The sequence below is a fragment of the Marcopretia estuarina LEGE 06307 genome (genome assembly GCF_056633115.1).
Genome location: NZ_JBSJOY010000004.1, coordinates 325,952 through 342,233 on the forward strand (window position 1 = coordinate 325,952; position 16,282 = coordinate 342,233).

Annotated in this window: 17 protein-coding genes, 1 tRNA gene and 1 other RNA gene; 14 read left to right on the top strand and 5 right to left on the bottom strand. The window is 64.1% G+C overall.

Translation table 11 applies throughout. The features are described from left to right. Positions 1-37 precede the first annotated feature (37 nt). The 10 genes from ACWJI3_RS11350 to ACWJI3_RS11395 all read left to right on the top strand — a co-directional run bounded on the left by ACWJI3_RS11350 (position 38) and on the right by ACWJI3_RS11395 (position 8,377). A complete protein-coding gene (locus tag ACWJI3_RS11350; RefSeq protein WP_480203733.1) occupies positions 38-835 on the top strand; it encodes a TIGR04282 family arsenosugar biosynthesis glycosyltransferase in 798 nt (265 codons plus the stop codon). Continuing rightward, positions 756-1,487, top strand: a complete 732-nt coding sequence (locus ACWJI3_RS11355) for a glycosyltransferase family 2 protein (protein WP_480203734.1) — start codon at positions 756-758, stop codon at positions 1,485-1,487. Before ACWJI3_RS11350 ends, ACWJI3_RS11355 begins: the two co-directional genes overlap by 80 nt. After that, positions 1,478-2,812 carry a hypothetical protein gene (locus ACWJI3_RS11360; protein WP_480203735.1) on the top strand — a complete coding sequence of 445 codons (1,335 nt, stop codon included), beginning with the start codon at positions 1,478-1,480 and terminating at the stop codon, positions 2,810-2,812. Before ACWJI3_RS11355 ends, ACWJI3_RS11360 begins: the two co-directional genes overlap by 10 nt. 25 nt (positions 2,813-2,837) lie before the next feature. After that, positions 2,838-3,701 carry a DUF547 domain-containing protein gene (locus ACWJI3_RS11365; RefSeq protein WP_480203736.1) on the top strand — a complete coding sequence of 288 codons (864 nt, stop codon included), beginning with the start codon at positions 2,838-2,840 and terminating at the stop codon, positions 3,699-3,701. A 372-nt stretch (positions 3,702-4,073) separates the two neighbouring features. Beyond that, positions 4,074-4,481, top strand: coding sequence for a hypothetical protein (locus ACWJI3_RS11370; protein ID WP_480203737.1), 408 nt, complete (start codon positions 4,074-4,076; stop codon positions 4,479-4,481). A gap of 2 nt (positions 4,482-4,483) precedes the next feature. After that, positions 4,484-4,696 carry a hypothetical protein gene (locus ACWJI3_RS11375; RefSeq protein WP_480203738.1) on the top strand — a complete coding sequence of 71 codons (213 nt, stop codon included), beginning with the start codon at positions 4,484-4,486 and terminating at the stop codon, positions 4,694-4,696. 494 nt (positions 4,697-5,190) lie between these two features. Then, positions 5,191-6,237: a DGQHR domain-containing protein gene (locus ACWJI3_RS11380; RefSeq protein ID WP_480203739.1), complete on the top strand. Its 1,047-nt coding sequence runs from the start codon at positions 5,191-5,193 to the stop codon at positions 6,235-6,237. 9 nt (positions 6,238-6,246) lie between these two features. Next, positions 6,247-7,029 (top strand): hypothetical protein, encoded by a 783-nt coding sequence (locus tag ACWJI3_RS11385; RefSeq protein WP_480203740.1) that lies wholly within the window; start codon positions 6,247-6,249, stop codon positions 7,027-7,029. A 220-nt stretch (positions 7,030-7,249) separates the two neighbouring features. Beyond that, on the top strand, positions 7,250-7,831 hold the full coding sequence (locus ACWJI3_RS11390; protein WP_480203741.1) for a PIN domain-containing protein: 582 nt from the start codon (positions 7,250-7,252) through the stop codon (positions 7,829-7,831). 156 nt (positions 7,832-7,987) lie between these two features. Continuing rightward, on the top strand, positions 7,988-8,377 hold the full coding sequence (locus ACWJI3_RS11395; RefSeq protein WP_480203742.1) for a VOC family protein: 390 nt from the start codon (positions 7,988-7,990) through the stop codon (positions 8,375-8,377). A 383-nt stretch (positions 8,378-8,760) separates the two neighbouring features. On the opposite strand, the gene ACWJI3_RS11400 is transcribed toward ACWJI3_RS11395, so the two are convergent. After that, the gene (locus ACWJI3_RS11400; RefSeq protein ID WP_480203743.1) at positions 8,761-9,219 is read right to left on the bottom strand and encodes an arsenate reductase ArsC; all 459 of its coding nucleotides are present in this window, start codon (positions 9,217-9,219) and stop codon (positions 8,761-8,763) included. 170 nt (positions 9,220-9,389) lie between these two features. Further along, a tRNA-Arg gene (locus tag ACWJI3_RS11405) sits at positions 9,390-9,463 on the bottom strand. 46 nt (positions 9,464-9,509) lie between these two features. Here ACWJI3_RS11405 and rnpB point away from each other — a divergent pair. Both rnpB and rnc read left to right on the top strand, forming a co-directional pair. Then, an RNA gene (gene rnpB, locus ACWJI3_RS11410) (RNase P RNA component class A) lies at positions 9,510-9,922 on the top strand. Positions 9,923-9,930: 8 nt separating this feature from the next. Further along, on the top strand, positions 9,931-10,707 hold the full coding sequence (gene rnc / locus ACWJI3_RS11415) for a ribonuclease III (protein ID WP_480203744.1): 777 nt from the start codon (positions 9,931-9,933) through the stop codon (positions 10,705-10,707). Here rnc and ACWJI3_RS11420 read toward each other — a convergent pair. Further along, entirely contained in the window at positions 10,685-10,870 is a 186-nt protein-coding gene (locus ACWJI3_RS11420) for an NAD(P)H dehydrogenase subunit NdhS (RefSeq protein WP_255100566.1), read from the bottom strand. The two genes, rnc and ACWJI3_RS11420, sit on opposite strands and share 23 nt — an antisense overlap. Before the next feature lie 52 nt (positions 10,871-10,922). Between ACWJI3_RS11420 and rimM the strand changes: the two genes are divergently transcribed. Next, a complete protein-coding gene (rimM, locus tag ACWJI3_RS11425; RefSeq protein WP_094513839.1) occupies positions 10,923-11,507 on the top strand; it encodes a ribosome maturation factor RimM in 585 nt (194 codons plus the stop codon). Between the two features lie 43 nt (positions 11,508-11,550). Further along, positions 11,551-13,053, top strand: a complete 1,503-nt coding sequence (locus ACWJI3_RS11430; protein ID WP_094513842.1) for a mannose-1-phosphate guanylyltransferase/mannose-6-phosphate isomerase — start codon at positions 11,551-11,553, stop codon at positions 13,051-13,053. Between the two features lie 3 nt (positions 13,054-13,056). Here the strand turns inward: ACWJI3_RS11430 and galE are convergent, their stop codons facing one another. Beyond that, the gene (gene galE, locus ACWJI3_RS11435) at positions 13,057-14,079 is read right to left on the bottom strand and encodes a UDP-glucose 4-epimerase GalE (protein WP_094513846.1); all 1,023 of its coding nucleotides are present in this window, start codon (positions 14,077-14,079) and stop codon (positions 13,057-13,059) included. Between the two features lie 74 nt (positions 14,080-14,153). Then, positions 14,154-16,280, bottom strand: coding sequence for a transglutaminase family protein (locus tag ACWJI3_RS11440; protein WP_480203745.1), 2,127 nt, complete (start codon positions 16,278-16,280; stop codon positions 14,154-14,156). Between the last annotated feature and the right edge of the window lie 2 nt (positions 16,281-16,282).

A 16,282-nucleotide genomic window follows, 5' to 3' on the forward strand; every position in this document is an offset into this window, starting at 1 on the left:
GCCGGCGACACCGGGACGTGGATCGGCCGGCTGCAAGGTGGAGCGCATTGGCCGGCTGGGGCAAGCAGCAAACCGGATCGGCCCCTGGTGGGTATTGCCTTGGTGGCCACCCTGGAGGGCTACCCCCCTGCTTCCGCCTGTTCGAATCGTCATCCTCGCCAAAGCGCCCGTCCCGGGGCAGGCGAAGACCCGGCTGGCGCCAGCCCTTGGATCGGTCGGCGCCGCGCGGCTGGCCGAACGGCTCCTGCGCCGGACCATCCGCACCGCCTGTGCCAGCGGCCTAGGCGTGGTGGAGTTATGCACGACGCCTGCTGCCGACCATCCGGCCTGGCGGCGGCTGAACCTGCCGGCGGAGCTGGCCTGGAGCGAGCAGGCCGAGGGGGATCTCGGTGCGCGCCTGGCCGCCGTTGCTGAGCGGGTGCAGGCGACGGGAGCCCCTCTGGTGCTGCTGGGCATGGATTGCCCCAGCCTCGGCGTGCAGCATCTGCAGGTGGCGGTGGCCCAGCTGGCCGCCCACCAGGCCGCGCTGATTCCCAGCCGCGATGGCGGCTACGTGCTGCTGGCGCTCAGCCGCTTCGCGCCCTCCCTGTTCCGCGCGATCCCCTGGAGCACGGACGCCGTGTGCGGCATCACCCGCGAGCGGTTGCGCACACTCGGGTGGTCGTGGGGAGAGCAGAGCCCCCTGGCCGATATCGACGAACCTGCCGATCTGGCTTGTCTGCCACTGGGACTGCGCGCACACCTCGAGACCTGCCATGGCCATCGATTCACCCCAGCCCCCGTTCGCCAGGGAACTGCTCGACAGCCTGCAGGTGGTGATTCCGGTGCGCAATGAACGACTGACGATCGCCCATGTGATCGGCCAGCTGCACCAGCAGGGGCTGCGTCGCATCCGGGTGGTGGACAACGGCAGCAGCGATGGCAGCGCCCTGATCGCCGCCGCGCAGGGGGCGGAGGTGCTGAGCGAGCCGCGCCCCGGCTACGGCAGGGCCTGCTGGCGCGGCTGCCTCGAGCTCGACACCGCGGTGCGCTGGCTGCTGTTCTGCGATGGCGACGGCAGCGATCCGATCGAGGAGCTGCCCCGCTTCCTGCCGCTGCTGCACGACCACGACCTGCTGCTGGGCGATCGCACCGCCACGGCCACGGGGCGGGCGGCACTCACCCCCCTGCAGCACTGGGGCAACCGGCTGGCGACGGGGCTGGTGGCCCTGGGCTGGGGCTTCCGCTACCGCGACCTGGGGCCGCTGCGCCTGGTGCGCCGTTCCGCCTTCGAGGCGATGGGGATGCGCGACAGGGGCTACGGCTGGACGCTGGAGATGCAGGTGCGGGCGATCGAACTGGGCCTGCGCATCGGCGAGATTCCCATCTCCCACCGACCGCGCCTGGCCGGGGACTCAAAGATCTCCGGTCGCTGGCGCGCCAGTGTGCGGGCGGGAAGTGTGATCCTCTCCACCCTCGGCCGGCTGTGGCTGCGGCGATGGCGTTGAGACTCCAGCTGCCGGCGGGGCTGAGGCAGCTGTGGCTGCGGCAGATCTGGCTGCGCCAAGCCGCCAGCGCCTTGCTGCTGATCGGCGGGGCGTTGATGATGCGCCCCCACGGTGACCTGTTTGACCCCGCCAACCTGCAGCCGTTCTGGCTGGCGGCGGCGGTGATGGGGGCGGGCTTTGCCCTGTCCTGGTCGCTGGCCGCGCTGCCCCGGGCGCTGTTCTGGGCGGTGGCGGTGCTCACGCGGCTGGCGTTGCTGGGCATGGAGCCCGGCGACGACATCTGGCGCTACCTGTGGGAGGGGGGGATCCAGCTGCAGGGCTTCAGTCCCTACGACCTGCCGCCGGATGCCGCGGTGCTGGAGGGGCTGCGCACGCCCTGGTGGCCGCAGATCAACCATCCCGGCACCACCGCCATCTATCCGCCACTGGCGCAGCTGCTGTTCCGGCTGCATGCCGCCGTGGCCCAGCAGGCGCTGCTGTTCAAGCTCTCCTTCACCGCCGCCGACCTGGCGATCTGCGGGCTGCTGGCGGCGCGGTTCGGGGCGGCACGCACGGCGCTCTACGCCTGGAATCCACTGGTGATCTACGGCATCAGCGGCGGCGGCCATTACGACAGCTGGTTCCTGCTGCCGCTGGTGGCGGCCTGGCTGCTGAGCGAGCGCACGCCTGGGCCCCAGGGCGCCCGCGCCCAGGCCGGGGTCGACCTGCTGCTGGGCCTGAGCGTGGCGTTGAAGTGGATCACCGTGCCGCTGCTGATCCAGCGGGCCTGGAGCCGCTGGCGGCAGACGCGGCGGCCCGGGCCACCCTTGGCCACCATCCTGGTGGGGATGGCCCCGCTGCTGCTGGGGGCCTCCCTGTTCTGCGGCCTGCGCAGCTGTCCGCTGGTGCCCACCGGCTCCAGCTTCGTCCGCTACGGACGCAGCGCCGAGTGGCTGCCCCACTGGATCGGCCGGCTCTGGCCCTGGACCCTGCAGACCAATGCCGTGCATGGGCTGCTGCTCCTGGTGGTGGGGGTGCTGCTCGCCGGCCGGGCGCGGCTGGGGGTGTTTGCCTGGCGCTACCTGCTGGCCCTGCTGCTGCTCTCCCCGGTGGTGCACGCCTGGTATTTCATCTGGCTGATGCCCTTCGCGGTGCCCAGCCAGAACTGGGGGGCGCGGCTGGTGAGCCTGTCGGCATTCGTGTATTTCGTGCTGCCCTCACGGCTGCCCGACTGGCAGCTCACGACCCCGGAACGGCTGCTGCTGTGGTTGCCCCTGCTGCTGGGGCTGCTGCTGAGCTGGCGGGGGGAACACCACGACCGAACCGAACCGTCCACTCAGCGGTAAACCCCAGGCCTGCTCCCTCGCCGCCATGGATCCGCTTCGTTTCAGAGCCCCGTCCCTTGTCCTCTGCGGGGTACTGCTGCTCAGCGCCGCAGGCTGCGGCGGCGGACCGGCCGCGCAGATCCTCCGCCAGAGCAGCGGCAGTGAAGCAGCTACCGCCCCCCAGCCACGCCTGGATCCAGCCCCCTTCAATGCCGTGCTGCAAGCGGTGGTCGACGAGCAGGGGCTGGTGGACTACGACACCCTGCAGCGCGATCCGGCCCAGCTGGATCGTTACCTCAAGGAACTGGCTGCGCTGACGCCGGAGCGCTTCGGCTCCTGGCCGGAGGCCGATCAGATCGCCCTGCTGATCAACGCCTACAACGCCCTCACCCTGCGCTCGATCATCGATCACAACCCGATCCGTCCGAGCATCAAGGACATCCCCGGCGTGTGGAAGTTCCGCCACCACGCCCTGATGGGCCAGCAGCTCACCCTTGACGGGATCGAGCACGAAATCCTGCGGCGCGAGTACAACGAGCCCCGCATCCACGCCGCCCTCGTCTGCGCCGCCATGAGCTGTCCGCCGCTGCGAGGCGAAGCCTTCACGGGTGCACAGCTCGACCAACAGCTGGAGGATCAGAGCAAGCGCTGGCTGGCCAGCAGCGTGGGGCTGCAGATCGACCGGGCCAACAGAACCGTGGGCATCTCAAAGATCTTTGACTGGTTCGGAGAAGACTGGCCGCGCGCCGATCCCAAGGCCGCCACGGTGCCCGGCCACGAGAAGCAAAGCGCGATTCTGCGCTTCATCGCCCGCTACCGGCCGGCCGAGGATCAGAAGCTGCTGCTGGGTGGCGACTACCGCCTGACCCACCTGCCCTACGACTGGAGCCTGAATCGCTCAGGGAGTTGAGTGGATCGCGGAGAGAAAGCATGCGCACGCGATAGATCTTATGAGTTGAAGAGCATTAGGCCGCGCGCTAAATGTCTCTTGCAGGTGGCAAAAACCGCCAGAGGATGTGTATCGTTGTGAACAGTGGTTCTCTGACCCGCGAACCAATTGCGCTGCTCTCCCCTGGCCAACCAAAGCCCATGCAGCATCTGCACGCTGGGATCCCCTTGATGCGTTTCGCCCTGCGATTTGCAGAGGGGCAAGTCGGGGTGGTTTGCGGAACTGTCGAAGAACAAGTTGACAGGACATTCAGGCGTCTCATAAGACTTGACGTACTTGCGGCGCTGCACTAAATTTTCAATCCCTATCGACCTTGAGCTGGTGGCGAGCTGGTTGACCGAGTTTCAAGAGTGGTACGCCGAGCAGCATCCAATTATTAAAGGAGCAGTTGTCCTTGGTGGTGGCGCTGTTGCTTGCGCTGGTGGTGTCGTTGCTGCGCCCGTTGTTGGGGCGATGGCATCTGCGGCAGGTCTAGGTGTAGCAGGAGGATCCCTTGCTGGCGCTGCCGCGTCTTCGGCAGGCCTTGCTGCTTTGGGTGGAGGTTCCTTGGCTGCAGGTGGTATGGGGATGGCTGGAGGAACAGCTGTAGTAGCTGCAGCAGCAGGTGCGGCGGGTGCAGGTGCCACAACAATGTTAAGCAGAAAAGTCGATTCCGAAGGTGAACGCACCAAGGGAGACTTCAAGAGGGCTTCAAGCGAAAGGGTTCAAGAAGGTGACATTCACTTTGAGGATGAGGTTTGACCATGGCTTCTGTCGCTGACTTTGCAACTGAATTTGCCAAGAGAGCAGCAAATGGCAAAAATCCGTCTGTATATGTGTCCAAATCACACGCAGAAAGCTTCCTTCTGGTCTTAGCGCGAGAGGGATTCGCATTCGCCAAGGAAGCACTTGAGCAAATTACGGATCCAGATCTCAGAAAAATCATTGAGACAATTTTTTTCTCAACTGTTATTTGAGCAGGCGCTGGTGCTTTTATCGGGGGTGCAGTCGCTGGCCCTCCTGGAGCTCAAGTAGGAGCTGCTGTTGGCGCCAGCCTAGGCTTCGCAGCCGGCTGTATCGCCGTAACAATTACTGCCAAGCAAAAGGGGGATGGCCTTCAGATCTCGATGGCCTAATACACTTTAGTTTTTTTTCCTGGCTCTCAATAGGATTGACCATAGTCCGCGGAAGTGCATCTGGCTGCAACAGTTGCTTGCCAACATCAAGACACACAAGACCTGCGTCATAGGGCTCTGTTTATACCGTAGTTGGCGCCCGCCTCTGATCTTGGCGCTAGCCAAACAGCAAGAATGAAATGACAAGAGCCGTTAAACTGGACTTTTCATTGCTTCCGATTCGAGCCAAGCACTCCCGTATTGCTGTTTAGGTGCGTGCCACTTTGCTCCTAGATTCTCAGAAAGTTGCCGAAGGCCCATGAAGATGCTAATCTATAAAAAATCTTCTGCCATTCATGGCCGATCCAGCAGCTACTGGTATTCCATATCTAGAGTTAAAGCAGTTAAATCACGAACTTTTTCTTACAAGCATTCCTGCTAGGCGGCTAGCCCTGATTGCATATGCTGCCGTACGAGGAGTGGACGAAGAAACCGGCGCAGTGCAAAGACTCCTAAATCAAGATCGAATATCAAGCATTAAAGAATTTACACAAGAAGTCGGAGATTTCCCAAGCTCCCTAGTCCTAAACTGGACATCAGCAGACAATCCGCTTGTCAGAAGGAAAGGCCAGCTCTACTTTTTTGATGCAAAGCATAGTGCACAACTGATTGATGGCCAGCATCGTTTGGCGGGGATTAGAGCTGCGATAGCCGAAAATCCAGCCATCGGAGAACTTGAGCTTCCTGTCGCCATCTATAACCAGTTAGATACTAAGGAATGCGCTGACATCTTCCTCTCCATTAATACAGAGCAGAAGCCTGTGCCAAGAAGTTTGGTTTTTGATCTTTATGGCATTGCTAGCGACAAGCTTGTTGATCCTGCGGCTGTGCGAGCCAGAGATATTGCGACATATTTGAATGAATCCAAGACTTCGCCTTACTACAGCCAGATTAAGTTTCCCGGGTCTACCAGGAGAAAAGGGGGAATTGCCCTGTCAACATCGGTTAGTGCCATCAAGGTGCTGGTTGAAGAAAAGGGAGCTCTAGAGCAGATTGGAATTGACAATCTAGAAACCCAAAAAACAATTTTTGAAAACTTCTTTGTAGCACTTGAGCAAACGACAGATGGCCATTGGGACGATGCGACAAATGCATTTCTCTATGCTTCTGGCTTCATTGGAGCCCTAGATTTCTTTCGGGCCAAGATTGTACCTTACTGCAATAGCAAGCGCAGTTTTAAAGTGGATCTAATCCGTAGTTCGCTTGCCTTGTCTGCAAGCAATAGACTAATGCAAGAGGAAGTTAAGGGTCTAGGGGGGAAAGACGCGCCGAAGCGAGTCTTTGATCGCCTTGTGGAAGCATTTCAGCCAGAAGAGGCCGATCACACCAGTTTTGCTTTCTAGCAGAGATTAATGCATAATGCGCAGGCCTATGTAGAACACTTGGCAGCTTTGTCAGGATCATCTCTGAGTGCAGGCCACTCATCTCTTGTATTAAATCTGACGCAAGCTTCAAGTCTCTCTAAAGCACTAAGACAGGATGCTGAAGACTACCTGTTTTCTGCGTGGATAACGTTTAGCGACTGCATTCATGGCCTGCAGGAGGGTTTCTTTTCTTGGGCCTCAGTGAAGGCATATTATGCAACTTTTTATGCTGCTAGGGCATTTCTTGCCGCATCAGGACATGGAATTGTCTATGGAGGAACCAAGCCAAAATCCATATCCTGTCAAGCAGGAGCCACGATCATCAAGCTGAATGGCACAACGCATGATGCCGTTTTTAGGCTATTTGCTGGACAACATTCTTCCCATGTACTTCTCAGCCAGACAATTGATATGGTACGGCCCTTTGAATGGCTAAAGGCTCGACGAGAGGATGCAAACTATAGGAATAGTAGATTCTGCGAGCCGTCAGCGCCTAGGCATTTCATGAAGATATGCCAGACTGGAATAAGAACATCGCTTGATGCATACGCTTCTGATAGCAGCTATCTCTATACATTTGATGCTGATCATGCAATCTTAGCATTCCCGTTGGCTTTTATCCATGAAGCACAATCGCTTCTCACGGCGTCAGGAAGGCTGGCGCTACAGGAAAGTGACAAGAGATTTCTGCTCTCAACTCTTCAGGACCGGAAAGGACCATATCCCAGAATTAGGGATCGGTGTGATAGTGATTTTTCGGTTAGGCAGTAGTACATGACTTTCTAACATCAAGATACAGAAGACGGGCTCCTCGGATGTCGGCATTGCAAAGGTTTCGGCCCGCTTCTGATCTGGAGCGTTCGCCAAAAGCAAATCCAATGCGGCGTACTTCCGAATCCTGTTTTGAAGCTGCTGTATCGGAAATCAGCCGCTTGTGGGAGGATTGGACGCACCAAAGGGGTATGCACTTACTCGCGTAGGTGGATTCAAAGTGAGCAACAAGCTTCTGCTCGTCGACTACGAGAATGTCCAGCAGGTCGACTTCGGTCGGCTTGATGAGGGATTTCAGGTCATGGTATTTGTTGGAACAAGTCAGAAGAGTGTGCCAATAGACATGGTCGCCAGCACACAGAAGCTAGGCAATCGTGTCGAATGGCACCGTGTAGACGGGAATGGAAGCAATGCATTAGATTTCTATATTGCTTGCCAGCTTGGAAGAGTCATTGAAACGACGCCCAGCATGGAATGCATTGTCCTTTCCAAGGACAAGGGCTTTGATCCGCTCCTCCGACATCTAAACAGGAGCGGCCTCAAGTGCAGAAGAATGAATAGCCTGCTTGAACTCGACCCCAAGAGTGCATCTACGGAAGAGCCTAACTACAAACGGGTGTTTGAACTACTCAGCAAGACGAATAAGAAAAAGAGACCTCGCAAGCGAACAACATTATCTCAGCATATCTCGGCCATGTTCCAAAAGAAGATACCGCAGTCAGACGTGGACCGCATCATTAACATTCTGTTTGCAAGTAAGATGATCTCAGAAAATAACAATGTAATCACTTGTGAGTTCTAGGTTGGCGCGGCTTTGGGCTTTTCTTTCACTTAAAGTGGTTGCGCCCAACATCAAGATTCAACGGATTGGGACAGAGATTCTTGATCATGGCCTCAAGGGACCGCCCACCTCTGACCTAGAACGCTAGGCATCACAATCAGACCTCACTCTACCGCCATGTCCTTCAGCCGAATCCTCACGAACATCTGCGCAGACGATCTCGCCGCTTGCCGTGACTTCTACGTTCAGCTGCTGGGCTTTGTGGTGAAGTACGACAGTGATTGGTACGTGCAGCTGGGAGCACCGGCACCCTTGGAGCTTGAGTTCGGCATCATCAAGCGGACGCATGACCTCGTCCCCAAGGCCTACCAGACCGCTCCGACGGGGATGTATGTGACCTTCGTTGTTCCGGATGTCGATGAGGTCTACAAGAAGGCAAAGGAGATGGGCGCAAAAGTGATCCAGGAACCGCGAAACGAGTTCTACGGTCAACGCCGGTTCCTGGTGCTTGACCCAGCCGGTTGCCTCATCGATGTGTGCTCGCCATGGAGCGAGCAGGAGAAGTGAGCTGCGGCGACACTTAAGCTCTCGCTCAAAGCGTTAGCGCCACACGACGCCCACAAGAACCATCACATTTCTCCTGTTCCCTGCAGCGCTCGTCACCACCCCGATCAGCTCCTTCAGGTTGGCTGCAGCAGCACTGCCGGATCAAGACCCAACACCTTTGATGGTCACAAAGCAGGCCACCGAAGGACAAAGCGTGCAGTGGCTCATCGGCGGCAGTGCTATCGCGCTTGGAGATGTGATCTGGCGATGGAAAACAAGACAACCACTCAGATAGCGTCTGCCTGGATCTGTGGGCGAATCCCGTTGGGCCCATCAGAGGCTTGAGGTCAAGAGAAATCCGCCGCCACTGACGCTCTGCTGAGCCGTAGGTCACCTCGCGCCCATCAACGCCCCTGGCTCCTTCGGAGCAGATCGCTTCCCAGCAGGTCGCCGATCCGTTGGGCCAGCACGTCGAAGCAGGCGGAGAAGGCCGATCTGGCTTCTTCGATCTCTGTGTGCGCTGCAGGGTCGGGCAGCCCCCAATGCAGCCGCGTGGTGTCGGCTGGCAGCGGGTCACAGTGACGGGCCGCGTGATCGCACACGGTGATCACCAGATCGAACGGGTCGGCCGACGCCTCCAGCACCGCCGCCAGGCTCTTGCTGGTGAACTGGCCGGTGTCGACGGGCAGGCGGCTGATCTGCTCCAGCGCCAGAGGATGGACCCGCCCGGTGGGGGCACTGCCGGCGCTGGCGACCTCAACGGCCCCCTGACCGAGGGCCTGAAACAGGGCTTCCGCCATGATGCTGCGCGCCGAATTGCCGGTGCACACCACCAGCACCCGCTGCCTGGTTCTCTTCGTCACAAGGTTGCTGCGCAATGGGTTGGTTGAGCGCGGCCCCATCCCCCGGCCCGTGCTGAACCGCTCAGGAACTACCGGCGGCGGTCGGAATCGGATGGCCACGCCTGGCGCCCATGCGCTTCCCGGGTCGCAGGCAGCACACGAGCGCTTGCTTCGGCTGCGTTCAGGAGGCACGGGGCTGGCGGGACTCGAACCCACGACCTACGGTTTAGGAAACCGTCGCTCTATCCGGCTGAGCTACAGCCCCTTGCGGCCCATTATGAGCTCCGCCCACGCGGGCATGATGGACCACGAAAGCAGGCGAGGTGGTCGCAATCGGGGCAGCGTTTCGGTCTTCGGGCCGGGCGCCGGGCCCGGTTGAGGAAAGTCCGGGCTCCCGAATGGCCAGGCTTGCTGGGTAACGCCCAGTGCGGGTGACCGTGAGGAGAGTGCCACAGAAACACACCGCCGATGGCTCAGGGGGGTTCGCCCACCGAGCACAGGCAAGGGTGCAAAGGTGCGGTAAGAGCGCACCAGCAGCATCGAGAGGTGCTGGCTCGGTAAACCCCGGCCGGGAGCAAGGCCGAGGGACAAGGGTTGGCCATGACACCCGTCCCGCTTCATGTGTGCCGCTCGAGGCCGTTGGTAACAACGGTCCCAGATAGATGACCGCCCCGGTCCGCTCCGGCGGAACGGAACAGAACCCGGCTTACGTCCTGCTTTCACCCCCTGACGATGACGCCCCCAGGCCCAACGCTGAGCCCCCGCCGGCAGCGCCAGCTGCTGGCCTACCTGGCCAGCCTGGGGCTGGAGGAGCCCAGCACGGGCCTGTCGGGTCTGGCTTCGATCGATGAGGCCCTCACCCACACCTCCGCCGGCCTGGCGCGCAACCATGAGCGGCTGGAGTTTCTCGGCGATGCGGTGCTGCGGCTGGCCGCCTCCGAGCACCTGCAGCGCCTACACCCGCAGCTGAGCGTGGGCGCGCGTTCGGAGCTGCGGGCCCAGATCGTCAGCGACCGCTGGCTGGCGGACCTGGGCGATCGCTGCGGGATCGATGCGGTGGTGCGGCTTGGCGCCATGGCGGCCGGGGATGCCGCAGCGCGGCGCACGATCCGCGCCGAGGCCTGTGAAGCCCTGATCGGCGCGCTCTACGAAACCTGGGGAACCCTGGAGCCGGTGCACCGCTGGCTCTCCCCCCACTGGTCGGAGAGCATCGCGGCGCTGCTGGCCGATCCGCACCGCCACAACTGGAAGCAGGCCCTGCAGGAATGGACCCAGGCGCGGGGGCTGGGTCTGCCCGCCTACAGCTGTGAAGAGTGCAGCCAGGGGCATGGCGATCCGCGCCGCTTCCGCAGCGCCGTGGTGGTGGCCAGCTACGCCGCCGCATCACCTCTGGGCGAAGGCTGGGGCCGTTCGCGCCGCGAGGCCGAACAGCAGGCGGCCAGCGCGGCACTCAGGGTGCTGGAACTGGAGCAGGGCGCCGAAGCGCTCAGGCCGGCTCCAGGCTGCTGAGGGGCAGGGTCACCAGCTTGTCCCAGTTGCCGCCCTCGAACAGCACCGCCACCTGCTTGCCGCTGAGGCGCTGCACGAAGCCGCGGTAGCCGTTGTAGATCGAGCGTGGGTCGCGGACCACCACGGTGGACCCGGGCAGGATCGGCAGCGCGCTGACAGCCATCGGTGGTCTGAAGGGGTGGCGCCATTATCGAGGCTGATGCAGGCGAGCGGGGATGGCAAAAGGGGCACCACCGCGCCGTGATGGGGCTGACCTGCCGCCGCAGGAGGCCCCTGCGGCCGATCCCTGGCTGGTGGTGGGGCGGATCGTGGCCGCCCAGGGCCTGGAAGGGGAGCTGCGCGTGCTGCCGCGCACCGATTTCCCGGAGCGCTTCACCCGCCCGGGGCCCCGCTGGCTGCGGAAGCAGCAGGAGCCTCCCCGGCCTGTGCGCCTGCTCAGTGGCCGTCAGCTGCCGGGGCGGGAGCTTTTCGTGGTGCGGCTGGAGGGGATCGGCAACCGCTCAGCGGCGGAGGCGATCGTGCAGCACGACCTGCTGGTGGAGGCGAGTGACCGCCCGCCGCTGGCCGACGGGGAGTTTCACCTGTTCGATCTGCAGGGGCTGGAGGTGCGGCTGGCGCCCGGCGGCACGCCAATCGGCACCGTCGTCGACCTGATCCACGCCGGTAATGACCTGCTGGAGGTGAGGCTGAGCGAGGGGCGGCGGGTGCTGATCCCCTTCGTGACACCGATCGTGCCGCGGGTGGAGGTCAGCGAAGGGTGGCTGGAAATCACACCGCCGCCGGGTTTGCTGGATCCCTGACCACCTCCATAAACTGCGTGCCTATCCGGTCTCTTCTCCGACCATGAGCTCAGAGATCGCGTTTCTCGTGCCGGTGATTCTCTGCGGAGGGACCGGCACGCGTCTCTGGCCGCTCTCGCGCGCCTCCTACCCGAAGCAGTACTGGGCGCTGGCCGGCAGCGACGACACCACCCTGCTGCAGCAGACCCAGCAACGGCTGGAGGGCCTGCCCCAGCTGGCGCCGCCCTTGCTGGTCTGCAACGAAGACCACCGCTTCATCGTGGCCGAGCAGATGCGCCAGATCGGCGTGGATCCAGCCGCGATCCTGCTGGAGCCGGTGGGGCGCAACACCGCGCCGGCGATCGCCGTGGCCGCCCTGCAGGCCACCGCCCGCGGTGAGGATCCGCTGCTGCTGGTGCTGGCCGCCGATCACGTGATCCGCGACGGCGCCGCCTTCCGCGCGGCGATCACGGCGGGTCGTCCCGCCGCCGCGGCCGGCCGCCTGGTGACCTTCGGCATCGTGCCCACCGCGCCTGAAACCGGCTACGGCTACATCGAGGCGGCCCTGCCCTTCGCCGCTGCGCCCACAAACGGTGCCGCCGCCGGCCCTCTGGAGCCGGTGCCGATCGCCCGCTTCGTGGAGAAGCCCGACCGGGCCACCGCCGAGCAGTTCTTCGCCTCGGGACGCTTCACCTGGAACAGCGGCATGTTCCTGTTCAAGGCCAGCGCCATCCTGGCCGAGCTGGAGCGGCTCACCCCCGAGCTGGTGAGCGCCTGCCGCGCCGCCCTGGAGCAGGATTCCGCCGACCTGGATTTCCTGCGTCTGGAGCAGGAATCCTTTGCCAGCTGCCCCAGCCTGGCCATCGACGTGGCCGTGATGGAGCGCACGGCGCTCGGTTCGGTGCTGCCGCTGGAGGCGGGCTGGAGCGATGTGGGTAGCTGGAGCGCTCTGTGGGACACCGGCGAGCGGGATGCTTCGGGCAACGTGCTGCGCGGCCGGGTGATCAGCGAGGGGTCGCGCAACTGCTATCTGCGCAGCGAGCACCGGCTGGTGGTGGGCCTCGGCGTCGATGATCTGGTGGTGGTCGAAACCGACGATGCGGTGCTGGTGGCCCACCGCGACCGGGCCCAGGACGTCAAGATGATCGTCAACCAGCTGGAAGCGGCGGGCGCCTCGGAAGGCAAGGCCCATCGCCGCATCTACCGCCCATGGGGCCACTACGACGGCGTTGTGGAGGGAGAGCGCTGGCAGGTGAAGAAGATCCTGGTGAAACCGGGCGCTTCGCTGTCGCTGCAGATGCACCACCACCGCGCCGAGCACTGGGTGGTGGTGAAGGGCACCGCCGTGGTGGAGAAAGACGGCCTCCAGGAGATGGTGGGCGAGAACCAGAGCACCTACATCCCGCTCGGTTCGAAGCACCGGCTGTCGAACCCCGGCAAGATCGCCGTGGAGATGATCGAGGTGCAGAGCGGCCCCTATCTCGGCGAAGACGACATCGTGCGCTTCGATGACGTCTACGGCCGCACCGACGCCCCCCACCGCGGCATCGCCCAGGCGGCCAGCTGACGCTTAACCGGGGCCATACCCCGCCGGATTGGCCGACTGCCAGGCCCAGCCGTCCCGGCAGATAACGTCCAGGCCACGCTCGGTGCGCCAGCCCAGCCGCTCGGCCGCCAGGGCGGGATCCGCCACCGACACCGCCACATCCCCAGGCCGACGCTCTTCGATGCGGTAGGCGATCGGCCGTCCGCTGGCCCGCTCATAGGCGCGCACCACCTCCAGCACCGAATGCCCAGCGCCGCTGCCGAGGTTGAGGGTAAGGCGCTGGGGAGCTTCTGCCAGCAGCACCTCAAGGGCCGCGCGATGGCCGTCGGCCAGGTCCATGACGTGGATGTAGTCGCGCACGCCGGTGCCATCGGCCGTGGGCCAGTCACCGCCGAAGACGCGCAGGAAGGGCCGCCGGCCGATCGCCACCTGGCTCACGAAGGGGAAGAGGTTGTTGGGCAGGCCGCCGGGGTCTTCGCCGATGCGGCCGCTGGGATGGGCGCCACAGGGGTTGAAGTAGCGCAGCAGGGCCACCCGCCAGCCGGGTTCGCTGGCCGCCACATCGGCCAGCAGGCGCTCCACCGCGGCCTTGGTTTCGCCGTAAGGGTTCACCGGTGCCACCGGCGCGGATTCGGGGATCGGCACCACGCTGGTGAAGCCATAGAGCGTGGCGCTGCTGCTGAACACGATCGTGCGGCAACCGGCCTGGCGCATGGCCGCCAGTAACCGCACGCTGCCACCCACGTTCACATCCCAGTAGCGCAGCGGGTCGGCCACCGACTCGCCCACCGCCTTGCAACCCGCCAGATGGATCACGGCCTCGATCGCTGCGGCGGCGAACGCCCGTTCCAGGGCGGCCGGATCACGGATGTCGCCCTGAATCAGATGCAGCGGCGCCCCCGCCAGTTCCTCGACCCGGCGCAGGGCTTCCGGGGAGCTGTTGGAGAAGTCGTCGAGCACCACCAGGCGATGGCCCAGCTGCAGCAGCAGCACACAGAGGTGACTGCCGATGAAGCCTGCCCCACCGGTGATCAGAAGCGCGGCCATTGCAAAGGCTGGGTGTGCTTTCGGACACTACTGATCGGCAGCGATGGCCAGCCGCCTCGCCCCTCGGGGGCGCTTCAACCCAGGCGGAGGTCGATGGTGCGCAGGCCGGGCTCCGGCAATGGCCAGGCCGGCGCCGCCAGCGGCTCGAGGGGCTCAGGATCGGGCACGAAGTGATGCGGCTCGCCATCGCGGCGGAAGCAGACCAGCCGCTCCCCGCTGCCTGCCGCGAGGATCTCCAGCTGCAGGGGCAACTGGTTCGGGATGCAGGGATGCAGGGAAGGGAACAGGCTGCTGTGGCGGTAGCGGATCCCCAGCCAGCCGTCCGCGAGCGGCAGGTCGCGGCCGCAGAGGCGCAGCCGGTAGGCGGCCAGGAACGCCTCGTTCGCCCGCAGTTCCAGGCGCTGCAGGGAGCTGTCGACGAAGCGGCTGGTGGTGCCGCCCTCCGCCGGGGTGTCGCACAGCAGCGGCCAGGGCTCCAGGGCACGGCGGATCTCCAGCCGGGCGCCCTGCTGCTCCCAGGAGAGCAGCAACGGGAAGCGCCAGTTCCAGATCTGCCGGTAGGGCTCGGGCTGCATGTCGAGACCGTCGGCATCCAGCTGCTGCAGCACCTCCTGCAGATCGCTCCAGAGCGCATGCGGCAGTAGCGCCTCATCGTGGAGGCGCTCGTTGAAGGTGATCAGCTCGGTGGGGCGGTGGATCGGATCCAGCAGGTGCGACGCCAGCGCGCTCCAGAGCAGGGCGATCGCCGCGGCCCACTCCGCCCTGGGCAGGGCCTCGATCGCCCGGAATTCGATCAGGCCCTGGCAGCCGCTGGGCCAGGCGGGGTTCCAGAACTTGTCGAAGCTGATTTCGCTGCGGTGGGTGTTGCCGCTGCGGTCGGCATGGAGGTGGCGCAGGGTTTCACTGATCAGCACCCGCTGATCACCCTCGGGCAACTGCTCCAGGGCGCTGTGGGCCAGTCGGAGATCGAGGGGGCTGGCACTGCCCTCATCGAGCCGCGGCGCCTGGGAGGACGGGCCCACCGAGCTGTTGCTGAAGAGATAGGAGAGGCTGGGATGGTGCTGCCAGAAGCGCAGGATCCCCACCAGCCAGGCTGGCCGGCTGAAGAACGGATTGGCCTCAAGGCTGGCGCCGCCCCAGAGCAGGTGGTTGCCGCCGCCGGTGCCCTGCTGCTCCAGGCCCTCACCCTTCGAGCTGCAGAGGCCCACCGCCACGCCCGCCTCGGCCAGGGTCTGCATCCAGCCGGCGTAGTCGGCCCAGCCGTGGCACACCGGCAGGTTGACCTCCAGCACGCCGGGGTCGGCGGTGAGGCCCAGCACCTGCCACTGGCCGTCCACATCAACAGGCAGCATGCCGCTGAGTTCGGGCTGGCTCCAGCCCGCGCTGGCGGCGGCGATCACCGTCAGCAGCTCGAGCAGGGGCTCGCGCGCCAGCGGCGGCAGAAAGAGGTTCCAGCTGTCATCGCGGATCTCCAGCGTCAGCACCTGACGCAGCACCCCCTCGGGGAAATGCACAAGCGGCAGGCGCAGCCCGGCCGGACCGGGGGCCGGCAGCAGGCGGCAGAGCCGCTTGGCGAGGCTCCACTCGGCCGCCTGCCAACCCGCGGGCTCGCCGTCCTCGCTGGCCTCGGCGTGGTGGCAGAGCGGCACCGCCCAGACGCGGTTGTCGGGGGCGAGGGGATCCTTGAGCTTGAGTGGCTTGAAGGCGCAGCCCAGGGCCGAGCCGACGGCCTCCAGAAAGGCCTTGGCGCGTTTGCGCGGCAGGGGAGGCAGGCAGAAGGGCGCACCGAACTCCGGTGGGCGCCCCGCCGCAGCGTCCTGGGGCCAGCGCACCAGGGGCAGGCCATCGAGGCCGGTGATCAACCGCAGCGCCCAGCGCGGGTTCACCTCGCCGTCGTAGCGCTTGCCCGGGCAGTACATCAAGGTGCTGCCGGGCCAGGTGCGGCGCTGAATCTCCGCCGCCAGGCCATGGGCGTAGGCCAGCTTGGTGGGCCCATCGGCGGTGACCGACCATTCGGCCCCTTCGGGCTTGAGCGGCACGTAGGTGGGTTCACCGCCCAGGGTGAGGTGGAGGCCCGCGGCCTGCAGCCGGTGCTCCGCTTCAACGGCCGTGGCCGCCATCCAGCCGGGGGTGGAAGTCAGGGGAGGGGGCGCGGGCCGTTGCAGGGAGTCGGCGGGCGCAGACGCGGGGGTGACGGGCATGG

What these genes read in the sequence shown, in the direction of transcription:
- ACWJI3_RS11355 (WP_480203734.1), top strand. Translation starts at nt 756, where the DNA reads ATGGCCATCGATTCACCCCAGCCCCCGTTCGCCAGGGAACTGCTCGAC.
- ACWJI3_RS11360 (WP_480203735.1), top strand. Translation starts at nt 1,478, where the DNA reads ATGGCGTTGAGACTCCAGCTGCCGGCGGGGCTGAGGCAGCTGTGGCTG.
- ACWJI3_RS11365 (WP_480203736.1), top strand. Translation starts at nt 2,838, where the DNA reads ATGGATCCGCTTCGTTTCAGAGCCCCGTCCCTTGTCCTCTGCGGGGTA.
- ACWJI3_RS11375 (WP_480203738.1), top strand. Translation starts at nt 4,484, where the DNA reads ATGGCTTCTGTCGCTGACTTTGCAACTGAATTTGCCAAGAGAGCAGCA.
- ACWJI3_RS11380 (WP_480203739.1), top strand. Translation starts at nt 5,191, where the DNA reads ATGGCCGATCCAGCAGCTACTGGTATTCCATATCTAGAGTTAAAGCAG.
- ACWJI3_RS11385 (WP_480203740.1), top strand. Translation starts at nt 6,247, where the DNA reads ATGCATAATGCGCAGGCCTATGTAGAACACTTGGCAGCTTTGTCAGGA.
- ACWJI3_RS11395 (WP_480203742.1), top strand. Translation starts at nt 7,988, where the DNA reads ATGTCCTTCAGCCGAATCCTCACGAACATCTGCGCAGACGATCTCGCC.
- rnc (WP_480203744.1), top strand. Translation starts at nt 9,931, where the DNA reads ATGACGCCCCCAGGCCCAACGCTGAGCCCCCGCCGGCAGCGCCAGCTG.
- ACWJI3_RS11420 (WP_255100566.1), bottom strand. Translation starts at nt 10,870, where the DNA reads ATGGCTGTCAGCGCGCTGCCGATCCTGCCCGGGTCCACCGTGGTGGTC.
- rimM (WP_094513839.1), top strand. Translation starts at nt 10,923, where the DNA reads ATGGCAAAAGGGGCACCACCGCGCCGTGATGGGGCTGACCTGCCGCCG.
- ACWJI3_RS11430 (WP_094513842.1), top strand. Translation starts at nt 11,551, where the DNA reads ATGAGCTCAGAGATCGCGTTTCTCGTGCCGGTGATTCTCTGCGGAGGG.
- galE (WP_094513846.1), bottom strand. Translation starts at nt 14,079, where the DNA reads ATGGCCGCGCTTCTGATCACCGGTGGGGCAGGCTTCATCGGCAGTCAC.
- ACWJI3_RS11440 (WP_480203745.1), bottom strand. Translation starts at nt 16,280, where the DNA reads ATGCCCGTCACCCCCGCGTCTGCGCCCGCCGACTCCCTGCAACGGCCC.